The sequence below is a fragment of the Symbiobacterium turbinis genome (genome assembly GCF_055383075.1).
In genome coordinates this window covers 3,694,631-3,710,828 of record NZ_AP042433.1, presented here as the reverse complement: position 1 = coordinate 3,710,828, position 16,198 = coordinate 3,694,631, and the positions used below count along the sequence as shown (strand labels likewise).

The window sequence follows — 16,198 nt, the reverse complement described above, 5'->3', positions numbered from 1 at the left end:
ACACCCTCCTCCCCGTCAGCGGCCGGCGAATGAGAGGCGGCGGACCAGCAGGGCGTTGGCCAGCCACAACAGCGCGATGTAGCCCGCCATGACCAGGAAGTGCCGGAGCACCGGCGCGCCGTCGCCGAAGTAGCCTGCGTGCAGCAGCTCCACCGACGGCCGGGTGGGAAGCCAGACCTGTACGTTCCAGATCCCCGGCTTCGCCAGAACCCACGACATGGTGGAGGAGAACATGATCAGGAGGAGGATCGGCGTTCCCCCCACCGCCAGCGCGCGCATGTCCTTGAACAGGAGGCCCATCAAGGTGCCGAAGGCCACCGCGAACAGCGTAAGCGCCAGGTAAGCGCCGAACCAGAGGAGCGGACGGGCGGGGGCCCGGCTCATGATCAGCGGGATGAGCAGCCCGAAGACCAGGCTCACCGCAGTCCTCAGGCCGCTCTTCACCAGCACCACCTGCCAGGGGCGGACGGGCGTCAGGAACAGCGCCTCCAGCTGCCGCTTCTCCTTCTCCTCCGCGAGCGTCTGCGCGGTGAGGCTCCAGCTGACGAAGTAAGGGGCCATGATGAACAGGAGCGAGGCCAGGATCTCGTGGGTGCCGGCCGGCATGGCCAGCTTCATCGTGATGCCCAGGACCGGGATGATGGCCACAAAGATCGTGACCAGGGGATTCCGCACCATATCCAGCAGCTGCGCCTGCGCCAGCGCGATCAGTCTCATGCCAGTTCCCTCCCCGTCGTCCGCAGAAAAACCTCGGCGAGCGTGGCCTCCTCGGTGTGCAAGGCCAGCAGCGTCCCCTCCGCCCGATACCGCGCCACCGCCTCGATCCAGGCCGCCTCCTCCAAGGGCCACTGCAGGGTCTCGGTCTCGGTCCCCGCGCCCCGGGCGACCGTCACCCGAACGGCGCGGCGCCCGTGCCGCGCCTTCAGGGCGGCCGGTGAATCGCAGGCGACCAGCCTTCCCCGGTCCAGGATGGCCACCCGGTCGCACAGCGCCTCCACCTCGGCCATGTCGTGGCTGGCGATCACCAGGGTCCGGCCCCGGGCCCGCAGCTCCCGGATCAACTGGTGGAACGCGGCGGTGGCGGCGGGGTCGAACCCCGACGTGGGCTCATCCAGGATGATCAACTCGGGATCGTGCAGCAGGGCCCGGGCCAGGGCCACCCGCTGCCGCTCCCCCTTCGACAGGCTGCCGGCGCGCCGGCGGGCGAGGCCGGCCACCCCCGTGGTCGCCAGGGCCCGTTCCACACGGTCTGCGGCCAATCCGTTCAGGCTCGCGAAGAGCCGCAGGTTCTCCCCCACCGTCAGCCGCTCGAACAGGCCCGCGCCCTCAGGCAGCACCCCCATCCGGGCCCGCACGCGGTCGGGCTGGGTCCACGGGTCGACGCCCATCACGCGCACCTGACCGCCAGTCGGCGGTGCCATGCCGGCCAGCAGCCGGAGGGCGGTGGTCTTGCCGGAGCCATTGGGACCCAGCAGCCCGAGGGTCTCCCCCGGAGCCACGTGCAGGTCCACCCCGTCGAGCGCGATGACCTGGTTGAACCGCTTGGTCACCTGAGTCAGGGTAATCACGCCCGTCACCTCCGCCCCGATCATCGCGCGACCGGGGCGGGCGATTCCGCCTCTGCCGGATAACTGGCGTATAAGCGGCGACAACTGGCTGATCGTATGGGTAGAATTGTTTATATTATAGTATCTATCATTATTATCAAATATGGCCGGATCAAGTTCCGGCTGCACCGCGAGCTCACCGACGACCCGATCAAGAGCGGCAGGAGGTGCGAAGGTGACGACAGACGCTGTGGTCGCGGTCCGCAACCTGTACAAGGGCTACGGCCACCACCTGGCTGTCAGCGATGTCTCCCTCGAGGTCCGGCGCGGTGAGGTGTTCGGCATCCTCGGCCCGAACGGCGCCGGCAAGACGACGTTAATTGAAATGATGTGCGGTCTCCGGGTACCCACGTCCGGCACGGTCCGGGTATTCGGGCTGGATCCCCGGACCCAGCAACGCGAGGCGACCAGCCGCCTGAGCGTCCAGCCGCAGAAGGCCGGCCTCTTCGAACACCTGACCGTGCAGGAGACCCTGCAGTTGTTTGCCAGTTTCCATGAGAACCCCGAGCCGGTGGCATCGGTCCTCGCGTCCATTGGCCTCGTCGAACAGCGGAAACTGCCCGTAAAGCGCCTCTCCGGGGGCCAGCGACAGCGACTGCTGCTGGGGTGCGCGCTGATCTCAAGAAGTGAACTGCTGTTCCTCGACGAGCCCACCGGCAGCCTGGATCCCCAGGCCCGCCGCCAGCTCTGGGAGATCATCGTGGAGCGGAAACAGCGGGGCAGGACCATCATCCTGACCACCCACTCCATGGAGGAGGCGCAGGCCCTCTGCGACCGCATCGCGATCATGCACAGAGGCCGCATCCTGGCCATGGGCACCCAGCAGGAGCTGATGGCGCGGTATCTGCCCGAGCAGGTCATCACCTTCGAAATGGCGTCGCCCCCCGACGAAGTGCGCCTGAAGGTCCTTCGGGGTGTGCTCCAGGTCGTGGTCACGCCGTCGGCCGGCAGGTACGTCGTCCGCGTGCGCACCGCACAGCCGGATGAGACACTCCGCCGGCTCATGGATCCCGGGGCCTTTCCCGCAGCCAGGGGATTCCGCATGGAACAGGCGACGCTGGAAGACCTGTTTCTCCTGCTGGTCGGGCAGCCGCAGGAGAAGAAGGAGGCCATATGATCAACGCTCGAGCCTTCCATCAACTCGCGCTGGCCAACTGGCGCGAACTCACCCGCGACTACAAGGTGATCATCTACCTGTTCGTCCCCCCGCTGCTCACCCTGCTGGTCTTCCCCCTGATTGCCACCATGACGAGGGAGGAGGCCCGCATCACCCTCGTCCTCCCGGCGGACGCCGCCCAGAGCGTCCGCGCCGTGGCCGCGCAGCTCCAGGCCAGCCGGGACCTCACGTTCGAGGTGGTAGGCGGCCCTGAGGGCCGCCGGCGGCAGGAGAGCGGGGCGTTCGAGGCGGGCTCCACCAGACGGCCCCCCTCCAGGTAGCAGACGCGCGAAGCCGCCTGCAGGATGCGGAGGTCGCCGAAGGTGGCCGCCAGCACCGCCTTCCCCGCCTCGGCCTCCTCGGCGACCGTGAACGCGATGAGGCTGGCGCTCTCGCTGTCGATATCGCCGGCGGACTCGTCCAGCAGCAGCACGGCGGGATCGTGAATCAGCGCCCGCGCCAGCCTGAGGCGCGCCGCCTCGCCCGGGGTGAGCCGGTCGACCCGCACATCAAGCCGGCCGCCCAGGTCGAGCCGTTGCAACAGCTCCACCGCCCGCTGCCCAGGCACGCCCCAGAATCGGGCGAACGTGCTCAGGTTTTCCCGGACCGTCAGCCGCTCCATCAGGCCCCAGGCCTCGCCCGCAGCGCCGACCCGGGCGAGGCTTTCCGCCGTCCCGGCCGGATGGCCGCCCAGGGTGACGGTGCCGCCCTCCACCGGCTGCTGGCCCAGCAGGGCGCGCATCAGCGTGGTCTTTCCGCTGCCCCTGCTGCCGACCACGGCCACCAGTTCGCCCGGCTTCACGTGCAGATGGATGTCGGTCAGCTTGCCCGCGACGGTCAGGCTGATTACGCGAATCATGGAAATTCCCCCACTTCCCCGTATTCGATTCCAGCACGCCGCCGCGATTCCTGCCCCCACCGAAAAACGGCGACCGCCAGCGGCGGTCGCCGTCCTGTGCTGTTGTCCACTTAGTACCGGAAGCGATGGACCTGAGTCAGGAGTTCCCGGGAAAGGCCGGCCAGCCGTTCGCTGGACTCCGCGATGGCGGCCGCGCCCGCGGTCAGCTCCTCTGTGGAAGCCGAGACTTCCTCGGCCGCGGCGGCCGTCTGCTGCGTCGATGCGGCAATTACCGCCACGGCTTCCATCACCGAATCCGAGCTGGCGGCCATTTCCTCCGCGGCGGCGGAGTTCTCCTCGGCGACCGCGGCCATCTCGGACACGATGGTCTGGATGCCCCGGCTGTCCTCGACCAGCCGCTCGGTCGCCTGGACCAGCCCTGCGACGTGTTCCTGGGTGTTGCCGACCACCTCGACGATGCACCCCAGCCCCTGCTCGCCTGACCGGGCCATCTCGACGCCGGCGGCAACCTGCGAGCTGACCGCGGTCATGCTCTCGACCGCCCGGGCGGTGCTCGTCTGAATCTGGTGGATCAGGGAGGCGATTTCGCTGGCAGAGGCAGCGGACCGTTCGGCAAGCACGCGCACCTCGTCCGCGACCACGGAGAAGCCCCGCCCGTGCTCGCCGGCCCGTGCGGCCTCAATGGCCGCATTCAGGGCCAGGAGATTGGTCTGGTCCGCGATGCTGGTGATCGCCTCGGTGATCGCGCCGATCTGCTGTGACAGCTCGCCCAGGCCCGCGACCTGTTCCGCGGTGGCAGATACGCTGGCCTGAATCGTCTCCATGCTGCGGACGGACTGCAGCACGGTGGTCTGGCCCTCCTTCGCCGTGGAGAGGGCGTCCGCTGCCAGGCCGTTCACCTCCCTCAGGTGTTCCGAGGCCAGCGACAACTGTTTCAGCATGCTCGCCACCTCGGAAGCGGCCTGCTCCGCCTGCCTGGCCTGCTCCTCGGCCCCGCCGGCCACCTGGGCGATGGCGGCCCGCAGTTGCCGCATCTGCGTCTGGATGTTCTCTGCCGCGCTGGCCTGCTCGCCGCTCCCCTGTGCGATCTGGGAGATGGCCTCAGCCACCATGGCAGCCGAATCGGACATGGCCTCCGTCGTGCGATGCAGTTCGCCCGCCGTTTCGGTCACGGCGCCGGAGGTGTCGGCGACGGCGGCAATCAACCCGCGCAGCGCGGGCACCATCTGCCGCATGGAACGGCAAATCTGGCCCACCGAGTCACTGGCGTCGTACGGCAGATCCGACTCCGTCAGGTCGCCGCCGGCAGCCTTGACGATCGCCACCTCCACCTGACCGAGAATGTTGCCGATGGTCCTCACGATGACGAAGGCAAGGAGGAGTACGGCGATGCCGTAGCCGGTCATGAGGCCCAACACAACGACCCGCTGCCGGTTCGTCGCCTCAACGGTATCCATCTCCTGGTGGATGGCCGCCTCGTCCACGAAGCTGCCGATGGCGCCGGCCGCCTCGATGTAATCGTCCATGAGGACCATGAGCTTGGGAAGGCGTGCCTGCAACTGCGTCTGGCTCAGACCGTCCAGCGAGCGGGTGGCTTCCTCCACCGCGCCGTACGCTTCCCGGAGCGCGCTCGAAAGCCGCCGCCCCTCGTCGCTGTCGGCGCTCACGGTCAACCAGTCCATCATGTCAGCGGCGCTCTCCCGGTGCCGCTCGAACTCCCTGAAGTAGTCCAGGTTTCCCGTTGACGCGTAGGCCCACAGGTTTCGCGCCTGACCTTCGATGTGGACGTGCAGCTGGGCAGACTTGATCTGGGCCATACGGAGATCGTTCGCCAGGTCGTCATACTGCTCCCGCTGAGCGTCAAGGGTCTTCACTACCATGACGATGCTCGATATCAGCACTGCTGCGAGTACCACAAAGCCGACAACCAGTTTCTCACGCAGACCCCATCGCACCCCGGGGCTCATCTCCTTCCGCCACGTTTTCATGTGCTACCATTATATTACCTTTATATTATAGCGCTTCGTCAGACCCTGAGGTACTTAAATAACGAGATCTTGAGTGCCAGGTGCACGATCGCACGTCAAGACTATCAGCGCCCTGCACACCCTGAGCGGGATGCCGCCGCCGCAGCGCCGTCTTGCCGTTGAGCGCATGAACAGCCCCAGCCTCGGCTGAGGCCGGGGCGGATGAAAGCGACCGAACCCCACCAGCAAGTCTGCAAGACGACGCCCCATCCTCCACGCATGAGCGCCACCCCCCGTTCCGAGGGTGGCGCTCACGCATCCCGGGCCAGCAGTGCCGGGCCCTGATCTTATGCGGTGCAGAGACCCTGTTACACGGTACCCTCAGCAATCGCCTTGCCGGTGAGGTAGCCGAAGGTCAGGCAGTTCATGCCGTAGTTGTGGCCGGCCACCAGGAAGTTGTAGACGTTGGCGTAGGTGTCGCCCATCATGATGCCGACGCAGTACAGGCCCGGGATCGGGTTGTCGTTCTCGTCGCACACCTGGTTGTGGATGTTGGTCCTCAGCCCGCCGCAGACCGTCAGGAACTGGGGCTTGTGCCACTTCGCCCCGTAGAAGGGCGGCTGCTCGATGGGAACCAGCAGTTCAGGCCGCTTGTGGTAATCCTCGTCGACGCCCTTGTGGCAGAACTCGTTGTAGCGCCTGATGGTCGCCAGCGTCGCCTCCAACGGCAGGCCCAGCTTCTGGATGACCTCCTCGACAGTATCGCCCTTCACGAAGGTGCCGTCCTCGACGTTCTGCTCCCAGGTCGCGATAACCTCGTCGGGCGGGATCGGATCGGTGTTGAGGGACATAAGGAACGAGTACCAGGGCTGCATCGCCTCGGCGTAGTTCTGGGCCCAGATGCAGTACGCCTCCATGTCGGGCTGGCGCATCTGCTGGATGGCCGCCAGCGGTCCGTTCACGTCCTCGTTGCCGTAGCGGTAACCATTCTTGTTGACCACGAGGCCCCGGTGCGAGCCGAGCGGCTGGTTGGATGCGTACCAGCAGCCCTGGATCATGGGCGCACACGGCTCGGTCTTCTGCCACGCGGCGCCGACCCACAGGGCCATCTTGTGGCCGTCGCCCGGGTACAGGCCGCCGATCTTGAAGGTGGTGTCATAACCCTGGGAGCCGGTGTCGTCCAGCAGCGGCAGGGCCATCGGGCAGTACTTGGTCATCATCTCCCGGTCGGCGGAGAAGTCGCCGGTGGCCAGGACGATGGCCTTCTTGCCCACGAACTTCGTGTACTTGCCGTCCTCGCCCTGGGCGATCACGGCGGTCACCCGGCCGGTGTTGTTGTTCTCCCGCACGAGCTGCTTGGCGACCGTCTTGTAGTAGAACGCCACACCGGCCTTCTTCGCCGTATCCTCCAGGACCGTGACCACGGCCTGGGCGCTCATGCCGGGGACGCTCCAGACCGGGCTGCTCTCCGAGCTGAAGAAGCCGTGCGCGCCAACGGGCGTGTGCATCGGCCCGAAATCCGGCTCCCAATTGTCCATCTCGAAGGCGGGCGTGTACCCGTACTGCGCCATCTTGTCGATGAGCCAGTCCATCACGGGCGGGGCATTGTTGTACCACTTGTACCACTTATCGGTGTCGATGTTGTACGAGGCGTTGGAGAACTCCCGCCGGAAGAACCGGTCCACGTCGTAGCGTTCGAGCCCGGCGGCCTCCATCGCCTTGCTCCACGGCGCGTGGAACGAACCACCGCGGAAGACGGGGCCCGAACTGGCCGCGATCAGCACAACCTTGGCGCCGTGCTCCGCCGCGGAGTTGGCCGTCACCAGGCCAGAGACGCCCGCGCCGACCACGATGATGTCGGCCTCCACCGTGTTCGCGATCTCGCTGTCTGGGATCGGATCGGGGGGAATCTCGAAGCTCCACTTCTTCGACGCGAGGTCAGCCGTCATCACGTCCGGTGCAGCTGCCCTGGCGGACGGCTCGGGGGCCGGCTGCGCAGGCGGCGTCTCGCTCACGACCTCAGGACTCCCGCACGCCGCCAGGATGCCGCCACTGGCGAGAGTCACGCCGAGGAGGCCAGCATCTCTCAGGAACTCACGCCGCGAGGTACCCTTGATCTGCTTCTCCGGGGACTTCATGCGAGGCACTCCTTTCGCGACGCTCCCGCCGCACCTCTGTCCGGCAAGGCAGCCGGATCCAAGAAGCGTCGAAGTTCTCGGTCTAAAACGTACCCCCAGTACGCCCCGCAGTCCATGAAACGTGTTGCTCAATTTCGGGTAACTGACGGATCAGCGACTTACCAGAGTAGCCACTCGGCAGATGGTCTACCCCGTACCGGCTGAGAGGCCGAAAGCCGCATGCCGTCCCCTCCACCTGAGAACGCCGAATAGACCAGTGCGTCAAACAACATTCGATTTCCCCTTCCCTCCACCCCGCCAAGTCAGCGCTCATGCCGGCACACCAAGAAGAGCGCCACCCCCCGTTCCGAAGGTGGCGCTCACGCATCCCGGGCCAGCACTACCGGGACCTGATCTTATGCGGTGTGTTCCGATCCTCGATCATCCGCTGCGCAGACCGGTTGGTATGGCACGTCGCGCAGTGGTTGATCTGCTCGCCGTGCGAAATGTGGCACGTCTGGCACTCGAACACGCCCATGTTGGTTCCGTGCGGATTCCACTCCCCCAGCCAGTCCGTGCCGAGGGCGACCCACTCCCTGCTGATGTGGCACTGGGTGCACATCTCGTCGCCGTACTCCCGCTTGGGCAGGGTTCCGTCTGGAAGGATCTGGTAGTTGCCGGTAATGGCGTCGATCCCGAACTGAATCTCCTCCTGGAGCGTGACGTTGTGGCAGTCCTTACAGTGAACCCCCGCCTGATAGTGCACGTTGTCCAGGTGGTTGCTCGTGTAGTACGACTCGACGTTCGGCTCCATGATGTGGCAGGTGACACAGAAGTCGGGGTTGGTGTTGGACTGGTGGAGGGCTGCGCCGCCGACACCGCCGAACAGCGCCAGGACGACGACCAGAATGCCGATCGCGATCTTCCACCGACTGCGACGCCGCGGTGCTGAGTTTCCTGAGGTCATGCCTGGCTGTCACCCTTCCCTCGTCGTAATGCGTGCCGGTGGCAGCGCCCAAGAGACCCTGCTACACGGTACCCTCAGCGATCGCCTTGCCGGTCAGGTAGCCCATGGTCAGGCAGTTCATGCCGTAGTTGTGGCCGGCCACCAGGAAGTTGTAGATGTTCGCGTAGGTGTCGCCCACCATGATGCCGACGTTGAACAGGCCCGGAATCGGCTGGTCGTTCTCGTCGCACACCTGCATGTTGATGTTGGTGCGCAGACCGCCACAGACGGTGAGGAAGGTGAGACCCGACATGAAGGCGCCGTAGATGGGCCCCTCCTCGATGGGCACCAGCAGCTCCGGCCGCTTGTGGTAGTCCTCGTCGTAGCCCTTGTGGCACAGCTCGTTGTACCGGCGCACCGTGGCGAGCGTCGTCTCCAGCGGCAGGCCCAGCTTCTGGATGACCTCCTCGACGGTGTTCCCCTTGACCATCTCGCCGTCGGCCACGGCCTGCTCCCACTCCTCCTTGATGGCCTCCGGCGGAATGGGCTCGTCCCGCTCGTCCATCCCGAAGCGGAACCAGGGCCCGCCCTTCTCGGCGTAGATGTGGCTCCAGATGCAGTACGCGGCCATGTCGGGCTGGCGGATCTGCTGAATGGCCGCCAGCGGGCCGTTCATGTCCTCGTTCGCGTACCGGTGGCCCAGCTTGTTGACCACCAGGCCGCGGTGCGAGCCATACGGCTGGTTGGCCGCCACCCAGGAGCCCTGGATCATCGGCGCGTTCGGGTAGGTCTTCTGCCACGCGGCGCCCACCCACAGGCCCATCTTGTGCCCGTCGCCCGGGTACAGGCCGCCGAACTTGAAGGTGGTGTCATAACCCTGTGAGCCGGTGTCGTCCAGCAGCGGCATGGCCCACGGGCAGTACTTGGCCATCATTTCCCTGTTGGCGGAGAAGTCGCCGGTGGCCAGGACGATGGCCTTGTGGCCCACGTACTTGGTGTACTTGCCGTCCTCGCCCTGGGCGATCACGGCGGTCACCCGGCCGGTATTGTTGTTCTCGCGCACCAGCTGCTTGGCCACGGTCTTCCAGAAAATCTGGACGCCGCTCTCCTCCGCGGTGACCGCCAGCCGCTTCGCCACGGCCTCGGCGCTCAGGCCGGGAATGCTCCACACGGGGGTTTCATCGGAGCTGTAAAAGCCATGCGAACCCGCCGGCGTGTGCATCGGGCCGAAATCGGGATCCCAGTTGCCCTTCTCGAACCCCACCCGGTAGCCGACGGCCTCCATCTTGTCGATGAGCCAGTTGATGGCCGTCTCGGCGTTGTTGTAGAACTTGTACCACTTGTCCTGGTCGACGTTGTAGGAGGCGTTGGAGAACTCCCGCCGGAAGAACCGGTCCACATCGTACCGTTCGAGCCCGGCGGCCTCCATCGCCTTGCTCCACGGCGCGTGGAACGAACCGCCGCGGAAGATGGGACCAGAGCTGGCGGCGATCAGCACAACCTTGGCGCCGTGCTCCGCCGCGGAGTTGGCCGTCACCAGACCCGAGATGCCGCCGCCGACCACGATGACGTCGGCCTCCACCGTGTTCGCGATCTCGCTGTCCGGGATCGGATCGGGGGGAATCTCGAAGCTCCACTTCTTCGACGCGAGGTCAGCCGTCATCACGTCCGGCCCAGTTGCCCCGGCGGAGGGCTCAGGGGTCTGGGACGCGGGTGGGGTCTCACTTACAACTTCGGGGCTTCCGCACGCTGCCAGGATGCCGCCGCCGGCCAGGGTCACGCCGAGCAGACCGGCGTCTCTCAAGAACTCCCGCCTGGAGGTACCGCTGGTCTGCTTCTCCCGGGACTTCATGTGAAGCGCTCCTTTCGCGACGCTCCCACCGCACACTCTGTCTGGCAAGCAAGGCAGTTGGCTTTACGTAGCGGAAGCGTCGAAGTACTTAGTCTCAACTGTACAGGGCAAATCCCATGAAGTCCATGAAGAAAGTTGCTTAATTCCAAGGCAGTGGTTTGTTCGCCGTTTCACCATAGTACCTACTCGTTAGTTTGTGGACCCCGGCAACTCTGCAGGTGAAACAAAGCCTCATGCTGCCCTCTCCATTTGGGAGAGACAGATAGACTAATGCGTCACACAACCCGCACTTGTTCACCCTGCCAAGACCCTTCACGGCAGCAGCTCCGGCTCCTGCTCCAGCAGCACGCCGAAGCGCCGCAGCACCTCGTCCTGCACCTTCTGCCGGAACCGCAGCAGGTCGGCGGTGCTGCCCGCTGCCCGGTTCACCAGCACCAGCGCCTGGGCCGGCCAGGTTCCCATGCCGGTCTCGGCGTCCGTAACGCCCCGAAAGCCCGCCTGGTCGATCAGCCAGCCGGCCGCCAGCTTCACCCCGCCCCCGGGAACGGGCCAGTGCGGCATGTCGGGGTACCGGCCCAGCAGTTCCGCGGCGTGCCGGTCCGAGACGATCGGGTTGCGGAAGAACGACCCGCTGTTCGCGACCTGCGCCGGGTCGGGCAGCCTGGCACGCCGGATGGCGATGACCGCATCCCGCACCTGCTGCAGGGTGGGCCGGCTGAGCCCGCGCTCCGCCAGGTATCGGGCCAGCGAGGGGTAGAATGGCCCCCGGGGCTGCTCCCGCACCAGCCGGAGCGTCAGCGCGGTGATGAAGAAACGCCCCCGGTCCGCCTGGTTGAAGCGGGACCGGCGGTAGCCGAACCCGCACTCCGCCGCGGGAATGCGCACGAAGCGCCTGGCCTTCCGGTCGTAGGCCTCCACCGAGACCAGCGCGTCGGCGACCTCCTGCCCGTAGGCCCCCACGTTCTGGACCGGCGTGGCCCCGGCGGTGCCGGGGATCAGGCTGAGCCGCTCGATGCCCGCCGCCCCCGCCGCCACCGAGCGCGCCACCACCGAATCCCAGTTCTCGCCGGCCCCCACAGTGAGGCGCACCTGGCCGCCCTCCTCCGCCAGCTCAAATCCCGGGATCCGGTTGACCAGCACCAGGCCCGCGAAGCCCTCATCCCGCCAGATGATGTTGCTGCCCCCGCCCACCATGATCACCGGCAGGTTCCGGGCCTCGGCCCATGCCACCCCCTCCACGACATCGGCGGGGCTGTGCACGTGCGCCAGGTAGGCAGCCGGACCCCCCAGGCGCATCGTCGAGTAGCCGCGCAGGGAAACCCGCTCCTGAATGTCCAGTGCTGCGATGCCGGTTACCCCCTTCCCGTGCGTAGCCTATGCTGCCCGAAGGCAGTCCAACCGCAGGGAACGGTTCCATGTGGGGAGGACGGGATCCTGCTTCGGGCTGCGGCGCAGGGGATGCGGCGCCACGGCGCCCGAGAAAAGCGCGACCCCCGCGAAAGGGGGTGGCGCAATCAGCTTCCGGTCTGATGGGCCTAGATCGTTCCCTCGGCCAGGGCCTTGCCCGTCAGGTAGCCGAACGTGAGGCAGTTGGCGCCCAGGTTGTTGCCGGCCAGCTGGAAGGTGTACATGTTGGCGTAGTAGTCGCCCACCATGGACCCGACGTTGAACAGACCCGGAATGGGCTGGTCGTTCTCGTCGCACACCTGCATGTACTCGTTGGTCCTGAGGCCGCCCAGCACGGTGAGGAACCACGGCTTCCACGGCGCGCCGTAGAAGGGAGGCTCGTCGATCGGAATCAGCAGCTCCGGCCGCTTGTGGAAGTCGTCGTCGTAGCCCTTGCGGCACAGCTCGTTGTACCGGTCGATGGTCGCCTTCGTCTCGGCCAGCGGCAGACCCAGCTTCTGGATGACCTCGTCGATGGTGTCACCCTTCACCATTTCGCCGCTCTCCACGAAGTCATCCCAGATCCTGATCATCTCCTCCGGCGGGGTGGGCGGCTTGTGGTAGAACGTGCCGTGCAGGTACCAGGGCGCGGCCTCCTCAGCGTACCGCACGCTCCAGATGCCGTACACCGTCATGTCGGGCTGGTGCATGGCCGCAAAGCTCGCGTACGAGTCGTTGACGTCCTCGTTGCCGAAGCGCTCGCCCCGCTTGTTGACGATCAGCCCGCGGTGGCTGCCATACGGGCGGTTCGCACCGCGCCAGTGGGCCGTGAGCATCGGCGTGCAGGGGTACGTCCGCTGCCAGGCCGCGCCCACCCAGAGACCCATCTTGTGGCCGTCGCCCGGCATCAGGCCGCCGATCTTCAGGGTGTTGTCGTAGCCCATGTCGCCGGTGTCATCCAGCAGCGGGATGACCATCGGGCAGTACTTCGCCATCATCTCCCTGTCGGTGGAGAAGTCGCCGGTGGCCAGGACGATGCCCCGGGTGCCGACGAACTTGGTGTACTTCCCGTCCGGCCCCTGCGCGATCGCCGCGGTGACCCGGCCGGTGTTGTTGTTCTCGCGCACGAGCTGCTTGGCCACGGTCTTGTAGAAGAACTGGACGCCCGCCTCCCTGGCCTCAGCCTCCAGTACGTTGGTGACGGCCTCGGCGCTCATGCCGGCCTGCGTCTCGGCCTCGTCCTTGATCCAGTTGTGCGCGGAGATGGGCTGGTGCATCGGATCGCCCGGGTGATCGTTGGTCCGCTCGAAGACCGTCCAGTAGCCGTGCTTTTCCATCTTGTCGATCAGCCAGTTCATCGCCGTTTCGGCGTTGTTGTAGAACCTGTACCACTTGCGCTGGTCGACGTTGTAGGAAGCCTTCGTCAGGTCCTCGCGGAGGAATTCGACGTCGTAGGGCTCGACCCCGTTCTCGGCGAAAGCCCGGCTCCTGGGAGCATGGAACGAGCCGCCGCGGAACACCGGCCGCGAGCTGGCGGCTACCAGAACCACCTCTGCACCGTGCTCAGCCGCCGAGAGCGCCGTCACCAGGCCCGACACGCCGGCGCCGATGACCACCACATCCGCGGTCACCGTATTGGCGATCTCGCTTTCCGGAATCGGATCGGGGGGAATCTCGAAAGACCACTTCTTCTGCGCGAGTTCAGCCGTCATCACGTCGGGCGCGCCGTTGACCGCGGGCGGAGGAGCCTGTTCGGGCGAAGGGGCGGGCGGCGTCTCCGACACGACCTCCGGGCTGCCGCAGCCCGGCAGGAGTGTAGCTCCGGCAATCGCTGCACCGAACAAACCTGCGTCCCTCAGAAACTCGCGTCTTGTCGTACCCTGGCGGGACCCCTTCTGTGCGCTCATGCCATCAACCCCTTTCTGCGTCTCTGAACCGGGCAGGGCCTGGAGCGCAGCCACTCCACCTACGCTCCCGCTTACGAGGGTAGGCCAGTGCTTCCCGCGCGTCTATGCATCTTGGGTACTGGTGGTCCAAACAGACTACCCCGCTGCGGGAATATTGCACACATTGGATAACCATCTGCAACATCCGTTGCCATGCACAGTCATAAGGGGATACCGGCATGGGCACCCCCTTTTCGCTTGCCTTCTACCTGAACACCAGCGTTCGATCACACAGCGGGATCCGCAGGCAGCCAAATCGTGAACGTGCTCCCCTCCCCCACCCGGCTCTCGCAGGTGATGCGCCCGCCGTGAAGCGCCGCAACGCGGGCCGCGATGGCCAGCCCCAGCCCGGCGCCGCCGTTCCGGCGCGAGCGGGACCGGTCGGCCCGGTGCAGCGGGGTGAAGAGGTGCGGCAGCTGCTCCTGCGGAATGCCCTCGCCGGTGTCGGCCACGGCGATGGCAACGGCTTCGCCTGCCCGGCTCCAGGTCAGGCGAATCTGCCCGCCGGGGGGCGTGTGGCGCAGGGCGTTGGCGACGAGGTTGTCGATGGCGCGGCCCAGCAGGTCCGGGTCAACGTGGGCCGTGAGGTCGGGCCCCTCCGCCGACAGGGCCACCCCCTTCTGCTCCGCCTGGGGGGCGAACGCCGCCAGGGTGGCCCGCAGGAACTCGGCCAGGTCCACCGGCCGCAGGGCCGCCCTGGCCTCGGGCAGCTCCAGCCGGGAGAACTGGAACAGATCCTCCACCAACCGCTCCACCTCCGCGGTCTTCCGGAGGATCACCTCGGCGTAGTGCGCCGCCTTCTCGGGCTCCCGGGCGAGGCCGTCACGCAGCCCCTCGGCAAAGGCGCGCACCGAGGAGAGCGGCGTGCGCAGGTCGTGGCCGATGGCCGCGATGAGCTGCCGGCGCTCCTCCTGCAGGGCCGCCTGCCGCTCCAGGGCGGCCTGCAGCCGGTCTCGCATCGCGGCGAAGGCCTGTCCCAGGGCATCCAGCTCCCGCACCCGCGAGCGGGGCAGCGCAAAGTCCAGGTCGCCCTCCGCCACCGCCGCTGTGGCCGCCTCCAGCGCCTTCAGCGGGCGCAGCACGGCCCGGCCGGTCCAGGCCAGCACCCCCACCAGCAGGCCGAGCAGCGTGGCCATGGCCAGGCCGAAGCCCACCCTGGCCGCCGCGCTCATCCCCGAGAGCGCTGCCTCGGGCCAGACCCAGAGCACCATCAGGCCCACCGGCTCCCCCTCCCGGTAGAGGAGCCTCACCCGCTGGCTCGGCTCCACGCGCAGGCCGCTGCCCACCAGGACGCCGTCCTCCACCGACGGGCTGGCGTAGCGCACCCGGTCGTCGAGGTCACGCACCTCCAGGGCGAAGGACCACCTGGCGTCCAGGGCCGCCAGCGCCGCGGCGAACCCGGGGTCTTCCAGTTCCTCCCATCGGTCCGTCACCAGCCGGGCGACCGCCTGCTCGGCCTCCTCCACCTCCCCCGCCGCGAGACTGATGGTGCTGAGGTTCAGGGCCACCGTGCCGACCAGCCCGCCCCCCAGGGCCAGCAGGGGCAGCAGCAGGGCGGCCAGCACCGCGGTCAGGGCCAGGGCACGCAGGCTGTAGCGGCGGGTCATCGCGCCACCCCCGCGAACCGGTAGCCCAGGCCCCGCACGGTCTGGATGAACTGCGGCCGGGCGGGGTCCGGCTCGATCTTCTCCCTAATCCTGCCGATGTGCACCGTGACCGTACGGGGGTCGCCGTAGTCGCCCCACACCCGGTCGTAGATCTGCTCCCGGCTGAAGACCTGGCCCGGGTGAGCGGCCAGGAAGATCAAGACCTCCAGCTCCTTCGCGGTCATCTCTACCTCCCGGCCGTCCCGCCAGACCCGGTACGCCTTCGGGTCGATGGTCAGCGGCCCGAACTGCCACCGGCCGGAGGTCGGGCGGTAGCGGCGCAGGAGGGCCTTCACCCGCGCGACCACCTCCGGCGGGCTGAAGGGCTTGGTCACGTAATCGTCGCCGCCGAGGCCCAGGCCGCGGATCTTGTCGGCGTCCTCGCCCCGGGCGCTGAGAAAGAGGATCGGCACGTCGCTGACGGCCCGAATCGCCCGGCAGACCTCGAAGCCGCTCATGCCCGGCAGCATCACGTCCAGCACGACGCAGTCGTAGGCGCCGTCCCGCACCCGGGCCACGGCCTCCTCTCCGGTCTCCACGCCGGTCACAGCGTACCCCTCGGCCTCCAGGTAGTCGGTGAGGATCTCAATCAGCTCGGGTTCGTCGTCGGCCACGAGGATCTGCGGCTGCATGAGCGGGCACACCACCTTTGTTTACGTATTCTTTATCTCCCGTTGACCTTCGCCGGCCAGGCCTGTGATCTTCGTCTGGCAGAC

The 16,198-nt window shown here is 67.1% G+C and carries 12 protein-coding genes; 1 reads left to right on the top strand and 11 read right to left on the bottom strand.

Annotation, left to right across the window (positions count from 1 at the left end):
• Window positions 1–15: 15 nt before the first annotated feature.
• Entirely contained in the window at window positions 16–717 is a 702-nt protein-coding gene (locus ACZ45O_RS17835; protein ID WP_464854862.1) for an ABC transporter permease, read from the bottom strand.
• Entirely contained in the window at window positions 714–1,568 is an 855-nt protein-coding gene (locus ACZ45O_RS17830) for an ABC transporter ATP-binding protein (RefSeq protein ID WP_464854861.1), read from the bottom strand. Before ACZ45O_RS17830 ends, ACZ45O_RS17835 begins: the two co-directional genes overlap by 4 nt.
• Before the next feature lie 214 nt (window positions 1,569–1,782).
• On the opposite strand from ACZ45O_RS17830, the gene ACZ45O_RS17825 reads away from it, so the two are divergent.
• Entirely contained in the window at window positions 1,783–2,724 is a 942-nt protein-coding gene (locus tag ACZ45O_RS17825; protein WP_464854860.1) for an ABC transporter ATP-binding protein, read from the top strand.
• A gap of 73 nt (window positions 2,725–2,797) precedes the next feature.
• On the opposite strand, the gene ACZ45O_RS17820 is transcribed toward ACZ45O_RS17825, so the two are convergent.
• The 9 genes from ACZ45O_RS17820 to ACZ45O_RS17780 all read right to left on the bottom strand — a co-directional run bounded on the left by ACZ45O_RS17820 (window position 2,798) and on the right by ACZ45O_RS17780 (window position 16,114).
• Window positions 2,798–3,622: an ATP-binding cassette domain-containing protein gene (locus ACZ45O_RS17820; protein WP_464854859.1), complete on the bottom strand. Its 825-nt coding sequence runs from the start codon at window positions 3,620–3,622 to the stop codon at window positions 2,798–2,800.
• Between the two features lie 110 nt (window positions 3,623–3,732).
• Window positions 3,733–5,496 carry a methyl-accepting chemotaxis protein gene (locus ACZ45O_RS17815; protein ID WP_464854858.1) on the bottom strand — a complete coding sequence of 588 codons (1,764 nt, stop codon included), beginning with the start codon at window positions 5,494–5,496 and terminating at the stop codon, window positions 3,733–3,735.
• Window positions 5,497–5,957: 461 nt separating this feature from the next.
• Entirely contained in the window at window positions 5,958–7,727 is a 1,770-nt protein-coding gene (locus ACZ45O_RS17810) for an FAD-dependent oxidoreductase (protein ID WP_464854857.1), read from the bottom strand.
• Window positions 7,728–8,106: 379 nt separating this feature from the next.
• Window positions 8,107–8,673 carry a cytochrome c3 family protein gene (locus ACZ45O_RS17805; RefSeq protein WP_464854855.1) on the bottom strand — a complete coding sequence of 189 codons (567 nt, stop codon included), beginning with the start codon at window positions 8,671–8,673 and terminating at the stop codon, window positions 8,107–8,109.
• Window positions 8,674–8,734: 61 nt separating this feature from the next.
• A complete protein-coding gene (locus ACZ45O_RS17800) occupies window positions 8,735–10,504 on the bottom strand; it encodes an FAD-dependent oxidoreductase (protein ID WP_464854854.1) in 1,770 nt (589 codons plus the stop codon).
• Between the two features lie 312 nt (window positions 10,505–10,816).
• Window positions 10,817–11,836 carry a UDP-N-acetylmuramate dehydrogenase gene (gene murB, locus ACZ45O_RS17795; RefSeq protein ID WP_464857833.1) on the bottom strand — a complete coding sequence of 340 codons (1,020 nt, stop codon included), beginning with the start codon at window positions 11,834–11,836 and terminating at the stop codon, window positions 10,817–10,819.
• A 203-nt stretch (window positions 11,837–12,039) separates the two neighbouring features.
• Entirely contained in the window at window positions 12,040–13,674 is a 1,635-nt protein-coding gene (locus ACZ45O_RS17790) for an FAD-dependent oxidoreductase (protein WP_464854853.1), read from the bottom strand.
• A 389-nt stretch (window positions 13,675–14,063) separates the two neighbouring features.
• A complete protein-coding gene (locus ACZ45O_RS17785; protein ID WP_464854852.1) occupies window positions 14,064–15,443 on the bottom strand; it encodes a sensor histidine kinase in 1,380 nt (459 codons plus the stop codon).
• Window positions 15,440–16,114 carry a response regulator transcription factor gene (locus tag ACZ45O_RS17780; protein ID WP_464854851.1) on the bottom strand — a complete coding sequence of 225 codons (675 nt, stop codon included), beginning with the start codon at window positions 16,112–16,114 and terminating at the stop codon, window positions 15,440–15,442. The genes ACZ45O_RS17785 and ACZ45O_RS17780 overlap by 4 nt, the downstream gene beginning before the upstream one ends.
• Window positions 16,115–16,198 lie beyond the last annotated feature (84 nt).